The sequence below is a fragment of the Mycobacterium sp. GA-0227b genome (genome assembly GCF_001499855.1).
In the GTDB taxonomy this organism is placed as follows: Bacteria; Actinomycetota; Actinomycetes; order Mycobacteriales; family Mycobacteriaceae; genus Mycobacterium.
The window spans coordinates 181,977-200,025 of sequence record NZ_LQIK01000004.1; the positions used below are offsets into that span (position 1 = coordinate 181,977).

Here is an 18,049-nt window from a genome sequence, read left to right on the forward strand (position 1 = left end):
CGCTAGGTCAGTCGTTCCCGGATCAAGGCCGCCGTCTCGGCGGGCCGCGCTTGAGCCACCATGTGGTCGCAATCCCAGTGCAGCAGCGTGAAATCCGCGCCGAGGCCATCGGTGAGCGCCGCTATCAGCTCATCGGTCGCGTACGGTGGATCGGTGCGGGCAGCGCGGACCAAAGTCGTCGGTGTGCCCTTGGCGGGCAACGCGGCCGGTCTGGCCAGCTCGCTCCAGTAGGACATCATCGCGGGAATGCTGATCCGCCAACCGACCCGGCCGGTCGGCAGGTCGACCAGGTGCTCGTCGAGTTCGCGCTCCAGCTCGTCGTCGTCCACCTCGCCCCAGGACCCGTTCACCTTCTCCGCGCGCGCCTCGGCGCGGTCGGGATAGTCGGGCGAGGCGAACATGTCGTCGGCGATGTCGCGCATCCAGCTGCCGTCCAACCCCACTGCGGGGTCGAGCAATACGAGCGCCGACACCAAATCTGGTCGCGCAGCCGCGAGATCCAACGCGATCGCACCGCCGAACGAATGCCCAACGACCACGACTGGCTCGTCGAGCAGCCCGGCCAACGCCGTCACATTGGCGTCGATCGTCCACGGCGCCGCCCATGACGAACGACCGTGGCCGAGTAGGTCCGGCGCGGCGACCGCGAACTCGGCCAGATGCCGCGTCGACAGTGTCTGCCACCGCTGCCCGTGCCCGGTCAGCCCATGGATGGCCAGTATCTGCGCTGGACCTGCCGGGCCGTAGCGGTGAACATGCAGGAGTTCGGTCACGGGTGTTGATGCTGCCAGCATCCGGCGCCGCCCACTTGTCGGACCCCCGTGGTGTCATGCGTTCATGTTCGCGCCACAGACCGACCTCGGCCCAACCGCGCTCACCGAGCCCGGCATGCGCGGCGTGGTGCGCGTGATCGGGGGTGCAGGCACCGGCAAGAGCACGCTGCTGGTTCGGACCGCGGCGGCGCACATCGCCGCGGGCATGGACCCGGAAGCCGTTCTGCTGCTGACCGGTTCGGCTCGCCTCGGGGTGCGGGCCCGCGCGGCCATCACCGCCGAGCTGCTGCAGGCGAGCTCGCACACCGCCGTGCGTGAACCGCTGGTGCGCACAGTGCACTCGTACGCGTTCGCGGTCCTGCGGATCGCGGCGCAGCGTAACGGCGACCCGCCGCCGCGGTTGATCACCGGAGCCGAACAGGACGGCATCATGCGGGAACTTCTGGCCGGCGACGTGGAGGACGGTGACCGGTCGGCGACCGCCTGGCCGCACCATCTGCGGCCGGCTTTGAGCACCGTCGGCTTCGCCAACGAGCTGCGCGATCTGCTCGCACGCTGCACCGAACGCGGTGTGGATCCCCTTGACCTGCAACGCATCGGGCGGCGCTCGAGCAGGCCCGAGTGGCTGGCGGCCGGTCAGTTCGCGCAGGCCTACGAGCAGATCATGCTGTTGCGATCGGCAGTCGGAATGGCCGCCCCCCAAGCCACCATCCCCGCACTCGGCGCGGCAGAACTGGTGGGGGCGGCGCTGGAAGCGTTCGCCACCGACGCCGACCTGCTGGCCGGCGAGCGTTCCCGCGTCAAACTGCTCCTCGTCGACGATGCGCAGCAACTCGACCCGCAGGCCGCGCGGCTGGTGCGCGTGCTGGCCCAGGGCGCCGAGCTCACCGTGCTCGCGGGTGATCCCAACCAGGCGGTGTTCGGCTACCGCGGGGCCGATCCTGCGCTGCTGCGGGGCGACGAGCCCGCGATCGTGCTGACCGAGTCCCGCCGCTGCGCACCGGCGATCGCCGATGCCATCACCGAAGTCGCGCGGCGATTGCCGGGCGCTGACCCGGGTCGTCTGCTGACCGGGACACCCGGTCCGGCGGGAACGCTCGCGGTACGTATCGCCGCCTCGCCGCATGCCGAGGCGGCGCTGATCGCCGACGCGTTGCGGCGCGCGCATCTGGTCGACGGGGTGCCCTGGTCGCAGATGGCGGTCATCGTGCGGTCCGTTCCCCGGCTCGGCGCCGCAGTGGCGCGCACGCTGGCGGCCGCGGGCGTTCCGGTCGACACGCCGTCGTCGACGCCGCTGGGTCAGCAACCCGCGGTGCGGTCGCTGCTGACCGTGCTCGCCGCGACGGCGGAGGGCTTGGACGCCGAGAAGGTCTCGGCGCTGATCACCGGACCGATCGGTCGGGTCGATCCGGTGTCGTTGCGCCAGTTGCGCCGGGCGTTGCGGCGCGCCGACGGTTCCCGGCCGCCAAGGAATTTCGTCGATCTGCTCGTCGAGGCGTTGCAGCATGGCGTCGACGGGTTGCCGGACAGCCTGTCCCGCCCGTTGAGTCGCGTGCGCAACGTGCTGGCCGCGGCGCGCCGCAGCGCCGACGACGGGGACGATCCGCGCTACACGCTGTGGCAGGCCTGGCACCGCTCGGGTCTGCAACGGCGCTGGCTGGCCGCAAGTGAACGCGGCGGCCCATCGGGTGCGCAGGCCGACCGCGATCTCGACGCCGTCACCGCGCTGTTCGACGTCGCCGAGGCATACGTCAACCGCACCCCGGCGGCATCCCTACGCGGGCTCATCGACCATGTCGCGGCTCTCGGGTTGCCCGCCCGCGACGACGGCAGCGAAGCCGAGGCGGTCGCGGTGCTCAGCGCCCACGCCGCGCTGGGCCGCGAGTGGGAGTTCGTCGTCATCGCCGGTGTACAGGAAGGGCTGTGGCCCAACACGATTCCCCGCGGTGGGGTGCTGGCCACCCAGGAGCTCGTCGACGTGCTCGACGGTGTCACCGCGGAAGGTGACCGGGGCGTGTCGACCAGGGCGCCGTTGCTGGCCGAGGAACGCCGGTTGCTCATCGCCGCGATGGGCCGCGCCCGGAGCCGCCTGCTGGTGACGGCGGTCGACAGCGACAGCGGTGACGAGTCGATGCTCCCGTCGGCGTTCTGCTACGAACTCGCCGCGCAGGCCGGTGACGATGTACCCGATACCACCACACCGGTCACCGCGCCGCGGGTGTTGGCGCCCGCCGCGCTGGTCGGGCGGTTGCGGGCGGTGGTGTGCGCAGCCGACGGCGCGGTCGACGATGATGTGCGTGCGTGTGCGGCAACGCAATTGGCGCGCCTAGCGGCGGCCGGCGTGCCGGGCGCCGACCCTGCGCACTGGCAGTCCATGACACCGCTTTCCAGCGAGGAACCGCTGTGGAGTGGCGAGGACCATACCGTGACGCTCTCGCCGTCGACGTTGCAGATGCTCACCGACTGCCCGCTGCGCTGGCTGCTCGAGCGCCACGGCGGCGCCGACGGCCGCGATGTGCGCTCCGCGGTCGGCTCGCTGGTGCACGCCCTGGTCGCCGACCCCGGTCGCACCGAAAGCCAGATGGTCAACGAGCTCGAAAAGCTCTGGCCCCACTTGCCGTTCGACTCGCGCTGGTATGCCGACAACGAACTCGGCCGCCACCGCGCGATGTTGGCGACGTTTGCGCAGTGGCGCGCGCAGACACGTGGCGAGCTCACCGAGGTGGGCACCGAGATCGACGTCGACGGGCTGGTCGTCGACGGCGAGGACGGCGGGCCCGACGTGCGGGTTCGAGGTCGGGTCGACCGCCTCGAGCGCGACAGCGAAGGCCGGCTTGTGGTGGTCGACCTCAAGACCGGCAAGAGCCCGGTGACCAAGGACGACGCGCAGAGCCACGCCCAGCTGGCGATGTATCAGCTCGCGATCGCGGAAGGCCTGCTCGGCCATGGCGATTCACCCGGCGGTGGGCGCCTGGTCTACCTCGGCAAGCCCGGCGCCGCCGGTGCCACGCAGCGCGAACAGGACGCTCTGACACCCGAGAAGCACGCCGAGTGGCGCGGCACCGTGCGCCGGGCCGCGACGGCCACTCAGGGGCCGCAATTCGTCGCGCGGATCAACGATGGATGCAGTCACTGCCCCGTGCGGTCGATGTGCCCCGCCCAAACCGCCACCGGAGGTGGGTCATGACCCCGAAATACAGTCCGGCCGAACTCGCCGCCGCGCTGGGCATGTTCGCGCCGACCGACGAGCAGGCCGCGGTGATCGCCGCACCACCTGGGCCTCTCGTGGTCATCGCGGGCGCCGGCGCGGGCAAGACCGAGACGATGGCCGCGCGGGTGGTGTGGCTGGTCGCCAACGGCTACGCCCGCCCCGGTGGGGTGCTGGGGTTGACCTTCACCCGCAAGGCCGCCGGGCAACTGCTGCGCCGCGTCCGCACGCGGCTGGCCCGCCTGTCGGGAACGGGAATCTTCGCCGCAAGCGAGAGTTACCCCCACCGCCGAGCGGCCGACGCCGACGAACCGCCCACCATCAGCACCTACCACGCCTTCGCAGGCAACCTGCTGGGCGAGCACGGGCTGCTGCTGCCCGTCGAGCCGGAGACCCGGTTGCTCAGCGAAACCGAACTGTGGCAGTTGGCTTTCCGTGTCGTCTGTGAGCACCCCGAGCTGGACACCGAGAAGACACCGGCGGCGGTCACCTCAATGGTGCTGCGGCTGGCGGGCCAGCTCGCCGAGCACCTCGTCGACACCGACCAGTTGCGCGATACCCACGTCGAACTTGAGCGGCTGGTGCACACGCTGCCCGCCGGGCCGTACCAACGCGACCGCGGCCCGAGCCAGTGGCTGCTGCGGCTGCTGGCCACCCAGACGGAGCGCACCGAACTGGTGCCGCTGATCGACGAGCTGCATCGCCGGATGCGGGCCGAGAAGGTGATGGACTTCGGCATGCAGATGGCCTCGGCGGCCCGGCTCGCCGAGCAGTTCCCGCGCGTCGGGGAGCAACTGCGCACCCGCTATCGGGTGGTGCTGCTCGACGAGTACCAGGACACCGGCCATGCGCAGCGGGTCGCGTTGTCGTCGTTGTTCGGTGGCGGCGTGGACGACGATCTCGCGCTGACCGCCGTCGGCGACCCCATCCAGTCGATCTACGGCTGGCGCGGCGCATCGGCCACCAATCTGCCGCGCTTCACCACCGACTTCCCCCGCTCGGACGGCACGCCGGCGCCCACGCTGGAACTGCGCACCAGCTGGCGCAATCCGCCACGCGCTCTTTACCTGGCCAACGCGGTGTCCGCGCAGGCGCGGAGCCGTTCGGTGGCGGTGCGTTCACTGCGGCCGCGGCCCGACGCCGCACCGGGAATCATCCGGTGTGCCCTGTTGAACAACGTTGTGGCCGAACGTGAGTGGGTTGCCGACCACATCGCCGACCTTTATCACGGGGCACGCGGCCGCGGCCCGGCACCCACGACCGCCGTGTTGGTGCGGCGTAACGCCGACGCCGCGCCGATGGCCGACGCACTCACTGCGCGCGGCGTGCCGGTCGAAGTCGTCGGGCTGGCGGGTCTGCTCGGTGTGCCGGAGGTGGCCGACGTGGTGGCAATGCTGCGGCTGATCGCCGACCCCACGGCGGGCAGCGCGGCCATGCGGGTGCTCACCGGGCCGCGGTGGCGGCTGGGCGGCCGCGACATCACGGCCCTGTGGCGGCGCGCGGTGCGACTCGACGACACCGGCAGCGTGGAGTCCGCGGGCGCCGCCGAGCGGATCGCCACGCAGGCCGGCCCCGACGCCGATGCCGCATGCCTGGCCGAAGCCGTCATCGATCCCGGTGCGCCCGAGGCATATTCGTCGACGGGTTATGCCCGGATCGTGGCGTTGGGCCGTGAGCTGACCGCGCTGCGCGCGCACCTTTCGCACCCGCTGCCCGAACTCGTCGCCGAAGTGCGCCGGGTTCTCGGCGTCGACACCGAGGTGCGCGCGCGCCGTCCGGTCTCCGCGGGCTGGACCGGTACCGAACATCTCGACGCGTTCGCCGACGTGGTGGCGGACTTCGCCAGCCGTCCCGGCGCCGCGGTCGCGGGGTTTCTGGCTTACCTCGATGCCGCCGAACAGGTGGAGAACGGCCTCGCACCCGCTGAGGCATCCGTCGCGACCGACCGGGTGCAGATCCTGACCATCCACGCGGCGAAGGGACTCGAATGGCAGGTGGTGGCCGTTCCGCACCTGAGCGGCCGGGTGTTCCCGTCCACCGGCGCGGCCCGCACCTGGCTCACCGACGCCGGCGATCTGCCGCCGCTGCTGCGTGGCGATCGGGCCACCACATCCGAGCACGGCGTCCCGGTACTCGACACCGCCGATGTGAACGACCGCAAGCGGCTGTCCGATGCCATTGCCGAGCACAAGAAGAGCCTCGAGCAGCGCCGCATCGACGAGGAGCGCCGGTTACTTTATGTGGCGCTCACCCGCGCCGAAGACACGCTGCTGCTGTCGGGTCACCACTGGGGGGCGGCCGAGGGCAAGGCGCGCGGGCCGTCGGAATTCCTGTGTGAGCTCAAGGATGTCATAGACGGGTCCGCCGCCGCGGGCGAACCGTGCGGCATCGTCGAACATTGGGCGCCCGCGCCCACCGACGGTGAACCGAATCCGTTGCGCGACGAGGTGATCGAAGCCGTGTGGCCCGCCGACCCGGCCGGTTCGCACCGTGTCGACGTCGAGCGGGGCGCCGCGCGGGTGGCCGAGGCGATGGCGGGTGGAGCCGGCGAGGAACCCGTCGACTCCGATGAAGGCTGGGCGGCCGACGTCGACGCGCTCATCGCCGAACGCGACCGGGTCACCGAAACACCGCCGCCGCCGCTGCCCCTTCAGGTGTCGGTCAGCACGCTGGTGGAACTCGGCAGGGATTCCGAGGCGGTCAGGCAGCGCTTGCGCCGTAGGCTGCCACTGCGCCCCGACCCGCATGCGTTGCTGGGCACGGCGTTTCACGACTGGGTGCAGCGCTTCTACCACGCCGAGCGGCTGTTCGACCTCGACGAACTGCCGGGCGCGGTCGACCACGACGCCGCCGTCGCCGATGAACTGGCCGAACTGCAGGCGGCGTTCGCGGTGTCGCCATGGGCCGCCCGCACCCCGATCGATGTGGAGGTCCCGTTCGACATGGTCATCGGGGGAAGGGTGGTGCGGGGCCGTATCGACGCGGTTTTCGCCGACGACGACGGCGGTGTCACCGTGGTGGACTGGAAGACCGGAGAGCCGCCGAGCACGCCGGAAGCCAAGCAACACAACGCAGTTCAGTTGGCGGTGTACCGGCTGGCGTGGGCGGCGCTGCACGGCTGCGCGGTCGAATCGGTGCGGGCCGCGTTCCACTATGTCCGCAGCGGCACGACGGTCACCCCCGATTCACTGCCCGGCGTCGAGGAACTCGCCGGACTGCTGGAGGCGGCCTAGGACTCGCGGTATACCTTCACAGCCTCGAGGATCATCGGAACCTGCAGCGGCAGACGGGCAATCGCGCCTAGCCGCATCGGCAGCGGCTTGGCCGGCTCTTTGGACCACAGCCGGACCATGTTGACGTTGGCCGGGAACACCGCGAGGAACAACGCCACCGCGGCGAGTGCGCCGACGCGTCGTGTCCGCGGCGCGAGCAGCAGGCCGGCCACTCCGAGTTCGGCGACACCCGACGCATACGTGTAGAACCGCGGGCTGCCCGGCAGCTCGGCGGGAACGATGGTGTCGAACGGCTTGGGCGCGACGAAGTGCAACGTTCCGATTCCGAGCAGGCCGGCCGCCATCCGGTAGGCGCGCGACGAGGTGGGCGGTTGGCCCAGTTCGGGCGTGGGAGAGGTCATGATTACATTGTGGCGTGCACACCCCTGCGGGACCGGTAACGGGTCCTCGTGGCAAAAGGTAGGCTGCGGCGCCGGCTCGCCGCAATCGAGCAGGACCTGACCTCGCAGCCGGACTCCCGGCTCGTCGACATCCTGCGAATCCCCGAGCCGTTCGTCAGCCCCACCCAGCGGATCATCCGGCGGGTCATCTATGCGACGGCGGCGCTGTTCGCGGCGGTTCTCATCGTCTATCTGGACCGCGACGGTTACCGCGACGTGCAGGACAACACGCTGTCACTGCTGGACTGCCTGTACTACGCGACAGTGTCACTGTCGACGACCGGCTACGGCGACATCACGCCGTTCACGCCCGAAGCCCGGTTGATCAACGTGCTGGTGATCACGCCGCTGCGGGTGGCGTTCCTGATCGTGCTGATCGGTACCACAGTGGAGACGCTGACCAGCCAGTCGCGCGCGGCATTGAAGATCCAGCGATGGAGGAGCAGAGTGCGCAACCACACCGTCGTCATCGGCTACGGCACCAAGGGCAGGACGGCAGTCGCCGCGATGGTCGGAGACGAGGTCGCCCCCGCCGACATCGTCGTCGTCGACCTGAACGCCGGGGCGCTCGAGCGCGCCCGCAGTGCCGGGCTGGTCACCGTCCACGGCGACGCCACCAAAGCCGACATCCTGCGCCTGGCCAGTGCCCAGCACGCGAAATCGATCATCGTGGCTACCGACGACGACGCCAGCGCCGTGCTGGTCACGTTGACGGCGCGAGAACTGGCGCCGAACGCCAAGATCATCGCCGCCGCCCGCGAATCGGACAATCAGCATCTGCTGCGGCAGTCGGGCGCCGATTCCACCGTGGTGTCCTCGGAGACCGCCGGCCGGCTGCTCGGCATCGCCACCCAGACGCCCAGCGTCGTCCAGGTCATGGAAGATCTGCTCACACCGGATGCCGGCTTTGCAATCGCCGAACGGGAAGTGACGCCCAAAGAGGTGGGTGGATCGCCGCGCCATCTGCACGACATCGTGCTCGGCGTGGTGCGCGACGGCCAGTTGCTTCGGGTCGACTCACCGGAGGTGGACACGGTCGAGTCCGGCGACCGGCTGCTCTACATCCGCAGCGCGGACTCCGAGTGATGGCGCCGTTCCGGCTACGTAACGTCCCCCTGCTGTCCCGCGTCGGTGCCGACCGCGCCGACGCCCTGCGCACCGACGTCGACGCGGCACTGGCCGGTTGGCCCGACGCGCTGGTGCTGCGTGTCGACCGCCGCAACCAGGTGTTGATCGCCGACGGCCGGGTCGTGCTCGGCGATGCCGCCAAACTGGGCGATCGGCCACCCGAAAGCGCGGTGTTCCTGGGCCGGCTCAACGACGGTCGTCATGTGTGGGCGATCCGGGGTGCGCTCGAAGGGCCGCAGGATCCGCACACCGAGACCGAGGTGCTCGACCTGCGCCGGGCCGGCCAGGTGTTCGACGATGTCAGCGCGCAACTCGTCGCGACCGCGACCGCGTTGCTCAACTGGCATGACAGTGCGCGCTTCAGCGCGGTGGACGGGTCACCGACCAAGGCCGTCAAGGGCGGATGGGCGCGGATCAACCCGGTCAACGGCCACGAGGAGTTTCCCCGCATCGACCCCGCCGTCATCTGCCTGGTGCACGACGGCCACGACCGCGCTGTACTGGCCCGTCAGACGGTGTGGCCGGAGCGGCTGTTCTCGATACTCGCGGGCTTCGTCGAGGCGGGTGAGTCGTTCGAAAGCTGCGTCGTCCGCGAGATCGCCGAGGAGATCGGCCTGACCGTGACCGACGTGACCTACCTCGGCAGCCAGCCGTGGCCGTTCCCACGGTCGCTGATGGTCGGCTTCCACGCGATCGGCGACCCCGAGCAGGAGTTCTCGTTCAACGACGGCGAGATCGCCGAGGCGGCCTGGTTCACCCGCGCCGAGATCCGCGACGCCCTCGAACATGGCGACTGGAGCAGCGACTCCACGTCGCGGCTGCTGCTCCCGGGATCGATCTCGATCGCCCGCGAGATCATCGAATCCTGGGCCGCGCAGGATTGAACGTTTCCCGGCGAGCAGACGCGAATTGCCCTTGAAACAGGGCATTTCGGGGCACTTTACGTCTGCTCGCGGTAGAAAATCAGCCAGCCAGCTTGGCCTTGACTTCGCGCGCGGTCGGGTTCGTCAACGTCGAACCGTCGGGAAGCTTCAGCGTCGGCACGGTCTGGTTGCCGCCGTTGGCCGAGGCCACGAACTCGGCCGCCGCGGGATCGTTCTCGATGTCGACCTCGGTGAACGCGATGCCTTCCGCTTGCAGCGCCTTCTTCAGGCGCACGCAATAGCCACACCAGGTGGTGGTGTACATGATCACGGGGGTCTGTGCTGCGCTCATAACGCGTTCAACGTAACCGATGGAGTAAACATGCCCGACGGCGTACCGGCCATTTGTCACCGGCCCCTGCCAAGATGGACCGCATGTCGGTAGAGGCCGCTTCGGTGCGCAGTGGCTCGCACCCGATCGACGACCTCGATGAGGAGCAGCGCGAGGCCGTGCTCGCTGCCCGCGGACCGGTGTGCGTGCTCGCCGGCGCCGGCACCGGCAAGACGCGCACCATCACGCGCCGCATCGCCCACCTCGTGGCGGGCGGACACGTCGCGCCCGGCCAGGTGCTCGCGGTGACGTTCACCTCGCGCGCGGCGGGGGAGATGCGCGGTCGCCTGAGGGCGCTCGACGCCGCTGCCGGAGGGGTGGGCACCGGTTCGGTGCAGGCGATGACGTTTCACGCCGCCGCCCGCCGCCAACTCTCGTACTTCTGGCCCCGCGTCGTCGGCAACACCAGCTGGGAACTGCTCGACACCAAGTTCGCGGTGGTGGCGCAGGCTGCGAACCGGGCCGGCCTGTCGACGGCCACCGACGACGTGCGTGACCTCGCAAGCGAGATCGAGTGGGCGAAGGCATCGTTGATCAGCCCCGAGGCGTATCCCGGCGCGGTCGCGCAGGCCGGCCGCGACATCCCGTTCGACGCGGCCAAAGTGGCGGCGGTCTACACCGGCTACGAGGCGCTCAAGGCCCGTCGCGACGGCACGACCCTGCTGGACTTCGACGACCTCCTTCTGCACACGGCCGCGGCGATCGAGACCGACGCCGCGGTGGCGCAGGAGTTCCGCGACCGCTACCGCTGTTTCGTCGTCGACGAGTACCAGGACGTCACGCCCTTGCAGCAGCGGGTGCTCGACGCCTGGCTCGGCGAGCGCGACGACCTGACCGTCGTCGGCGACGCCAACCAGACCATCTACTCGTTCACCGGCGCCACCCCCCGCTACCTTCTGGACTTCTCCCGGCGCTTCCCCGACGCGGCCGTCGTCCGCCTCGAACGCGACTACCGGTCCACTCCGCAGGTGGTGTCGCTGGCCAATCGGGTCATCGCCGCCGCGCGCGGCCGGATGGCGGGCAGCAGGCTGCACCTGGTCGGGCAGCGTGACCCCGGCCCGGCACCGACGTTCGCCGAGTACCCCGACGAGGTCGCCGAGGCCAACGCGGTGGCCAAACACGTCAAACGGCTGCTCGAATCCGGCACCGAACCGGCCGAGATCGCGGTGCTGTACCGGATCAATGCGCAATCGGAGGTCTACGAGGAAGCGCTCACCGAAGCCGGTGTGCCGTACCAGGTCCGCGGCGGCGAAGGGTTCTTCAGCCGCCAGGAGATCCGGCAGGCGCTGGTGGCGCTGCAGCGGGCAGCCGATCGTGACGTCGACGGCACACTGCCCGAGGTGGTGCGCGCCGTGTTGGAGCCGCTGGGGTTGACCGCCGAACCCCCCGCCGGCACCAGGGCGCGCGAGCGGTGGGAGGCGCTGACCGCCCTCGCGGAACTCGTCGACGAAGAGGTCGCGCTGCGCCCGTCACTCGACTTGCAGGCTCTGCTCGTCGAACTGCGGCAGCGCGCCGACGCCCGGCATCCTCCGACAGTGCAGGGCGTCACGCTCGCGTCGCTGCATGCGGCCAAAGGCCTCGAGTGGGACGCCGTGTTCCTGGTCGGCCTCGCCGATGGCACGCTACCGATCTCCCACGCCCTCGCGCACGGCCCCGACAGCGAAGCGGTGGAAGAGGAGCGGCGGCTCCTCTACGTCGGGATCACCAGGGCCCGAGTGCATTTGGCGCTGAGCTGGGCGCTGGCCCGGACGCCCGGTGGACGCCAGGGCCGCAAGCCGTCCCGCTTCCTCAACGGCATCGCGCCGCAGTCGTCGCGCGTCGGGGACACCCCGGCGAAGCCTCGGCGTGCGCGAGGCGCCACCCCGCGCTGCCGCGTGTGCAACAGCGTCTTGACCGCACCGCCCGCGATCATGCTGCGCCGCTGCGAAAGTTGCCCGTCCGACATCGACGAGCAACTGCTCACCGAACTCAAGGACTGGCGGCTGCGCACCTCCAAGGAGATGAGCGTGCCGGCCTACGTGGTGTTCACCGACAACACGCTGATCGCGATCGCCGAGACGCTGCCCACTGACGACGCCGCGCTGGTCGCGATTCCGGGCATCGGCGCCCGCAAGCTCGAGCAGTACGGCGCCGATGTGCTCGCAATGGTCAAGGGCCGCCAATCGTCGTAAAAATGGTGCCAAACGCGCAGGTCAGAAAATCGGTTGTGTGCTGCGGCTGTTACCCTTAGCCTCGACATCGCACCGCTTGGGTGTCTTTTGTGCGAGAGGAGGGGCCGACATCGTGGGTAGCAATAGCGCGTTCAACGGCGTAGGCGCGGCCATTCCGGCTGCCGGTATGCCGCGGGTCCTCCATGTCGCCGCCGCCGCTGGGGCCCATCCCGCGCATGCCGCCGGTGCCGCCGCTGCCATCACCCCGCAGCGCAAGCGCCGCGCCGCCGCCGCGACTGCATTGTCCGTCGATCGGGGCACCACTTAGGTAAAGCCACGATCTCCGCCACAGAGGCCACGGACCCGCAGTCAATCGGATCCGTGGCCTTCGTGTTTCGAAAGCCGTTCGAAGCCTCGAAGACTCGGTCCCGGATCTAGCCAGAACTGACCCGAAGAGATACGAAACCAAGGAAGCCGAGGTACGAGCCATGTCATCTGCGGTGTGGGGGCACTCCCCACGCGAGCGGGGGGCCCACCCGCCCGAAGGGCAGGGGGACGCTCGCGCGAAGAGCGTCCCATCGGGGACATGCCGGGAGAAGACGAAGCTGGCGGTGCCGTGTCACAGAGCCGATCCGGATCTGTGGTTCGCCGAGGACCCCGTCGAACTCGAGCGGGCCAAGGCGTTGTGCGCGGATTGCCCGATCCGCCGCGAATGCCTGGCCGCGGCGCTGGAACGTCAAGAGCCGTGGGGCGTTTGGGGTGGCGAGATCCTGGAGCGGGGTACCGTCATCGCCCGCAAGCGGCCGCGGGGCCGGCCCCGCAAGGACGCGAAAAACCCTGTCGCCGCATGACTTTCGGTGTCAGGTGCCGCTAGACCTCGTCGGGGTTGGCGAAGCCCGGGACGTACTCATCGGCGATGCGCCGAGTGTCGACGTGGGCGTCGAGCTGGCAGGAGATCGCGACGATCGACGCGATCACCCGCATGGGAATCGCCAACTTCGGCGGGATGTCCATCTGCCGAGCGGTCTTGATCTGCCCGCCGAACCGGTCGAATTCCAACAACGTCATGCGCTGCAGCCACGAACGGCGGTAGTGGAAAATCGGAACCTGCAGCGGCTCGACGTACTGCTTGAGCATGTCGTCGATCTCGCGAATGGAGACCTGCTGGCCTTTCTGGATGAAGCCGGCTTTCTCCATCGTGGGCAGCAGCTTGTCGTAGTTCTTGTCGACGGCGTAGCGGAGAATCTGGCCGAGTTCGATCGGCCAGCCGCCCGGCATCGGCGCCACCGCGCCGAAGTCGATGACACCCATCTTGTCGCCGGGCAGCAGCATGAAGTTTCCGGGATGGGCGTCGCCGTGCACCATTTCGAGCCGGCGCGGCGCATCATCGCAGAACTCGAACAGCCGGGTGGCCATCAGGTCACGCTGTTCCTGAGTGCCCTCGCGGATGATCTGTGACAGTGGGATGCCCTCGATCCACTCCTGAATGACGACCTTGGGGGCGCTGGCAACCACCTTGGGCACCAAGAACTTCGGGTCCCCGTCGTATGCCTTGGCGAACGCGCGCTGGTTGTCGGCCTCCAGTCGGTAATCCAACTCCATTTCGGTGCGCTCGATGAGTTCGTCGACAATGCCTTGAACGTCGGCGCCCGGGGCCAACTGCTTGAGCACACCGACCATGCGCTGCATGGTCTTTAGGTCGGCTCGCAGCGCCTCGTCGGCGCCGGGGTACTGGATCTTGACCGCCACCTCACGCCCGTCGGACCACACCGCCTTGTGGACCTGACCGATGCTGGCCGAAGCGATCGCCTTGTCGTCGAACGACTGGAACCGCTCGCGCCACTTGGTGCCCAGTTGCTGATCCAGCACCCGGTGCACCTTGGCCGCCGGCAGCGGCGGCGCCTCGCGTTGCAGCTTGGTCAGCGCCTCGCGGTACGGCTTGCCGTAGCGCTCGGGAATCGCGGCCTCCACCACCGACAGCGCCTGGCCGACCTTCATCGCGCCGCCCTTGAGCTCACCGAGCACGGTGAACAGTTGCTGGGCCGCCTTGTCCATCAGCTCGGCGTTGACCTCGTCTTTCGACTTACCGGTCAGCCGTTTACCGAAGCCCAACGCGGCCCGGCCCGCCATGCCGACCGGCAGGCTGGCCAGCTTGGCGTTTCGCGCGGCCCGACCCCGCTTGATGTCACTCACCAGACCATCATCCACGACGGTGCTGAACACCCCGCAACGACTTGCCAACAATGGATGTCAACATCCACAGCGCGGATGACGCGACCACCGCCTCGCCACCACGGAACCCACGTTGATGTCGAACTCCAGCGTCGTGTCGAGCGTCGGCGGCGGCTCGGCGAAGCGGCTCATGTCGGCGCCGCCGCGGACGGCGCGGATGACCCGGTCGACCTGGTTCAGCGCGAGCGCGGCCGTGCCCAACACGGTCGCCCGATCGGCGCTTCCGACGGTGTGGCGCAACTGCGCGGCGACCGCCGGCCACGCCGCGTCCCGGTCGCTCCGATGCAGGTCCGCACACCCGAGGCAGCTCGTCACGCCGGGGATGACCAACGGCCCGACCAGGCCGACGCCGTCGCGCACGCGCACCGGCAGGTGTGGCACCTCGGCGGCGTGCAACTCGCGCACCACGCGCGGGTCGGCCACCAGGTAGTCGGTGAACACCACCAGATCGGTCGGCTCGGTCGGCGCACCGGTGTCGGTCCGGTTGCTGTGGGTGAGGCGCGCACCCGAACACCGCAGCGCGGTGTCGAGCAGATCGGACAGCGGGCCGCGGCCATGGATGCGCACCGCCGCGGCGCGGCCTCGTCGAACCCGGGTGGTGGTCACCAGACCGGCGTCAACCAACAATCCGATGAAGTCTTCGACGATTGCCCCGTCAACCGCCGGTGCGTGGGCCTGCAGGTCGGCCAGGCTCGCACCCGATTGCAGATGGCGCAGCATGCTCGCCGCTGTTGCCGCGGGCAGCCACGCCGGAGGACGGATCATGACCGCGCGCCGCGGGTCCCAGCCCACCTGCACGGCGCCGTCCGGGCGCAGCAGCACCGGTGTCGCCGCGCTCAGCGCGTATCGCGTCATCGATCGAGCGTGCCACGCCGCGCGACGGCCGCCGGTAGTTATCCACAGGCGTCAGCGCAGCGGGATTTCGGTGTGGCCGGTTGCGCTGAGCGCGACCAACTACACCCGAATCACTATTGGTCGTCGCCTTTACCGCGATCGGGGTTCTGGATGTCCTTCTCGAGGTCGGCGATCGCCTCCTCGATGGCGCTGTCCATCCCGCTGGTGTCGCCGCCGATCATCCGGTCGATGAATCCGGCCGGCTCGTCGAGGTCCTTGGCGGTGGGCAGCAAGTCCGGATGCTGCCATACCGCGTCGCGGCCATCGGAGCCGACGGCCTCGGTCAACCGCTCCCAGAGCACCGCGGCCTCCCGCATCTTGCGCGGCCGCAGTTCCAGCCCCACCAGGGTCGCGAAGGTCTGCTCTGCCGGCCCGCCGGTGGCCCGGCGCCTGCGCAGCACCTCCGCCAGCGCCGCCGTGCCGGGAATGCGGTCGCCGAGCGCATTGGTGACGACCGTCTGCACCCACCCCTCGATCAGCGCCAGCAGCGTCTCCAGCCGCTCCAGCGCCGCGGTCTGCTCCGGCGTCGCCTTCGGCTCGAAGATGCCCTGATTGAGCAGTTGTTCCATCTGCGCCGGGTCGGTCAGCGCCGCCGGATTGATGCCCGAGGCCAGTTCTTCGATGCCGCTCATGTCGATCTTCATGCCGCGGGCGAACGCCTCGACCGCATTCAGCAGCTGGCTGGCCAGCCACGGCACGTGGCTGAACAGGCGGTGGTGGGCTGCCTCGCGGGCGGCGAGGAAGGTGAGGATCTCGCTGCGCGGCTGCTCGAGACCCTCGGACAGCGACTCGACCGCCTCCGGCATCAGTGCGGCCACCCCTTTGGGGCCGAGCGGCAGCCCGATGTCGGTGGAGGTCAACACTTCTCGCGACAGCTTGCCCAGCGCCTGACCCAGTTGTGAGCCGAACGCCATTCCGCCCATCTGCGTCATCATCGACAGCAGGGGACCGGCCATGGTCCTGGCCTCGTCGGGCAGCGTGGACGCCCACACCGTCGAGATCTGTTCGGCGACCGGGTCGCACAACCGCTTCCACGTTTCGAGCGTGTTGTCGATCCAGTCCGTCGGCGTCCACGCGACGGCCTTGCTGGTGCCCGCCGGCAGCGCCGTCACGCCGTCCAGCCAGGTTTCGGCGAGGTGCACGGCGTCGGCGATTGCCGCACTCGTCTTTTCCGGTACCGGCGCGACGAAGCCGATCTGGCTCGACGCCAGCTGCCGGGCCAGGTCGTAGTTCACCGGTCCGGACTGCTTGCCGGCGGCCATCGCGCCGCCCGCCCCGCTGAACATCTCGCCGAGCTTGCTGAAAATCTGGCCCAGCTGCGACATGTCGAACTCGGACCCGCCTTGAGAACCCATGCCGAACGGGTCGGCGCCGGACCCCTGATCGGGATCCTTCTTGCGCTTGTCGCGCTCGGGGTCGTCCCCGGCGGAGAAGCCGAAAGGCGGGTCAGCCATGCCTCAACCGTACTCACCGACCGCCGGAGATGTGGCTGGGCAGGTCACGCTGACAGCGAACCCCGGTCCGAGCGCCGATTTCTGCGCGGCGGTCGTGCTCCGGCCGGATTTCACAGCCCCGGGGGTGGAAGTCGCGAACGGTCCGGACCCGGCGTGACCAAGGGCACCGACGCCGCAACCTTTACATTGGGCGGCGTGAACAGGCGGACTTTGACGTTGCTCGTCGCGCTCGTCCCGATCCTGGCCTTCGGCGTGCTCGCGTCGGTGGCGGTGGTGCCTTACGTGTCACTGGGCCCGGGGCCGACGTTCAACACGCTCGGCGAGGTCGAGGGTAAGCAGGTCGTCGACATCGAGGGCGCCGACGTCTATCCCACGTCTGGGCATCTGAACATGACCACGGTGTCCCAGCGCGACCAGCTCACGCTGGGCCAGGCGATGGCGTTGTGGCTCTCGGGCCGCGAGCAGCTGGTGCCGCGTGATCTGGTCTACCCGCCAGACATGACGCGCGAAGAGGTCAACGAGGCCAACACCACCGACTTCCGCAACTCCGAACGCAGCGCCGAATACGCCGCGCTGCACTACCTGGATTTTCCGATGGCGGTGACGGTGGAGAACGTCAACGACGACGGACCGTCGGCGGGCAAGCTGAAGGACGGCGACGCGATCGACGGCGTCAACGGCAAGCCGGTGGCCACCCTCGAGGAGTTCCAGGCCTTGCTCGAGCACACCAAACCGGGTGACACCGTGGTGCTCGACTACCGCCGTAAGGACGGCCCGCCCGGCGTCGCCACCATCACGCTGGGCAAGCATCCCGAAGGCGACCAGGGCTACCTCGGTATCGGCGTGCTTGACGCGCCCTGGGCGCCGTTCTCGATCGACTTCAACCTCGCCAACATCGGCGGTCCGTCCGCGGGGTTGATGTTCTCCCTGGCAGTGGTCGACAAACTGACCACCGGTGACCTCACCGACGGCGAGTTCGTCGCGGGCAGCGGAACGATCTCCGGGGACGGCGAGGTCGGCTCGATCGGCGGCATCACCCACAAGACGCAGTCCGCGCGGGAGGCGGGCGCGACCGTTTTCCTGGTGCCCGCGGACAACTGCGAGGAAGCCAAGACGGCCCCGCAGGACGGTCTCGAACTGGTCAAAGTCGATACCTTGGCGCAGGCCGTCGACGCTTTGAAGACGTTGTCCGCCGGTGGCGAACGCCCCCATTGCTAGGTGATTGGCCGGCCACCGCCCGCCGGTGGTTGCGTAGAGTTGGGGCCAAGCTTGGGGTGGCGTCG

General features: G+C 69.5%; 14 protein-coding genes. 8 read left to right on the top strand and 6 right to left on the bottom strand.

Annotated elements, in window-relative coordinates; all coding sequences use genetic code 11:
* Nucleotides 1-2 precede the first annotated feature (2 nt).
* Nucleotides 3-794 (bottom strand): alpha/beta fold hydrolase, encoded by a 792-nt coding sequence (locus AU185_RS05860; protein WP_156425409.1) that lies wholly within the window; start codon nucleotides 792-794, stop codon nucleotides 3-5.
* A 43-nt stretch (nucleotides 795-837) separates the two neighbouring features.
* Between AU185_RS05860 and AU185_RS05865 the strand changes: the two genes are divergently transcribed.
* Nucleotides 838-3,960: an ATP-dependent helicase gene (locus AU185_RS05865; RefSeq protein ID WP_059098973.1), complete on the top strand. Its 3,123-nt coding sequence runs from the start codon at nucleotides 838-840 to the stop codon at nucleotides 3,958-3,960.
* The gene (locus tag AU185_RS05870; RefSeq protein WP_059098972.1) at nucleotides 3,957-7,214 is read left to right on the top strand and encodes an ATP-dependent helicase; all 3,258 of its coding nucleotides are present in this window, start codon (nucleotides 3,957-3,959) and stop codon (nucleotides 7,212-7,214) included. The genes AU185_RS05865 and AU185_RS05870 overlap by 4 nt, the downstream gene beginning before the upstream one ends.
* Here the strand turns inward: AU185_RS05870 and AU185_RS05875 are convergent.
* Nucleotides 7,211-7,615, bottom strand: coding sequence for a DoxX family protein (locus tag AU185_RS05875; protein ID WP_059098971.1), 405 nt, complete (start codon nucleotides 7,613-7,615; stop codon nucleotides 7,211-7,213). The two genes, AU185_RS05870 and AU185_RS05875, sit on opposite strands and share 4 nt — an antisense overlap.
* Nucleotides 7,616-7,663: 48 nt before the next feature.
* On the opposite strand from AU185_RS05875, the gene AU185_RS05880 reads away from it, so the two are divergent.
* Together AU185_RS05880 and nudC are read left to right on the top strand one after the other, a co-directional pair.
* On the top strand, nucleotides 7,664-8,740 hold the full coding sequence (locus AU185_RS05880; protein WP_059098970.1) for a potassium channel family protein: 1,077 nt from the start codon (nucleotides 7,664-7,666) through the stop codon (nucleotides 8,738-8,740).
* Complete coding sequence (nudC, locus tag AU185_RS05885) at nucleotides 8,740-9,666, top strand: NAD(+) diphosphatase (RefSeq protein WP_059098969.1); 927 nt, start codon at nucleotides 8,740-8,742, stop codon at nucleotides 9,664-9,666. The genes AU185_RS05880 and nudC overlap by 1 nt, the downstream gene beginning before the upstream one ends.
* 79 nt (nucleotides 9,667-9,745) lie before the next feature.
* Here the strand turns inward: nudC and AU185_RS05890 are convergent, their stop codons facing one another.
* Nucleotides 9,746-9,997 carry a mycoredoxin gene (locus AU185_RS05890; RefSeq protein ID WP_059098968.1) on the bottom strand — a complete coding sequence of 84 codons (252 nt, stop codon included), beginning with the start codon at nucleotides 9,995-9,997 and terminating at the stop codon, nucleotides 9,746-9,748.
* Nucleotides 9,998-10,080: 83 nt separating this feature from the next.
* Between AU185_RS05890 and AU185_RS05895 the strand changes: the two genes are divergently transcribed.
* From AU185_RS05895 to AU185_RS05900, 3 genes are all read left to right on the top strand, one after another.
* Nucleotides 10,081-12,207 carry an ATP-dependent DNA helicase UvrD2 gene (locus tag AU185_RS05895; protein WP_059099078.1) on the top strand — a complete coding sequence of 709 codons (2,127 nt, stop codon included), beginning with the start codon at nucleotides 10,081-10,083 and terminating at the stop codon, nucleotides 12,205-12,207.
* A gap of 112 nt (nucleotides 12,208-12,319) precedes the next feature.
* On the top strand, nucleotides 12,320-12,514 hold the full coding sequence (locus AU185_RS25030; RefSeq protein WP_156425410.1) for a hypothetical protein: 195 nt from the start codon (nucleotides 12,320-12,322) through the stop codon (nucleotides 12,512-12,514).
* Between the two features lie 277 nt (nucleotides 12,515-12,791).
* Nucleotides 12,792-13,037: a WhiB family transcriptional regulator gene (locus AU185_RS05900; protein ID WP_286132147.1), complete on the top strand. Its 246-nt coding sequence runs from the start codon at nucleotides 12,792-12,794 to the stop codon at nucleotides 13,035-13,037.
* 19 nt (nucleotides 13,038-13,056) lie between these two features.
* Here the strand turns inward: AU185_RS05900 and AU185_RS05905 are convergent, their stop codons facing one another.
* The 3 genes from AU185_RS05905 to AU185_RS05915 all read right to left on the bottom strand — a co-directional run bounded on the left by AU185_RS05905 (nucleotide 13,057) and on the right by AU185_RS05915 (nucleotide 16,766).
* On the bottom strand, nucleotides 13,057-14,394 hold the full coding sequence (locus tag AU185_RS05905) for a macrolide-binding ATPase MABP-1 (protein ID WP_059099077.1): 1,338 nt from the start codon (nucleotides 14,392-14,394) through the stop codon (nucleotides 13,057-13,059).
* Nucleotides 14,395-14,436: 42 nt separating this feature from the next.
* Entirely contained in the window at nucleotides 14,437-15,273 is an 837-nt protein-coding gene (locus tag AU185_RS05910) for a hypothetical protein (RefSeq protein WP_059098966.1), read from the bottom strand.
* Between the two features lie 113 nt (nucleotides 15,274-15,386).
* A complete protein-coding gene (locus AU185_RS05915; protein ID WP_059098965.1) occupies nucleotides 15,387-16,766 on the bottom strand; it encodes a zinc-dependent metalloprotease in 1,380 nt (459 codons plus the stop codon).
* Nucleotides 16,767-16,961: 195 nt separating this feature from the next.
* On the opposite strand from AU185_RS05915, the gene AU185_RS05920 reads away from it, so the two are divergent.
* A complete protein-coding gene (locus AU185_RS05920) occupies nucleotides 16,962-17,984 on the top strand; it encodes a YlbL family protein (RefSeq protein ID WP_059099076.1) in 1,023 nt (340 codons plus the stop codon).
* The last annotated feature ends 65 nt before the right edge of the window (nucleotides 17,985-18,049 follow it).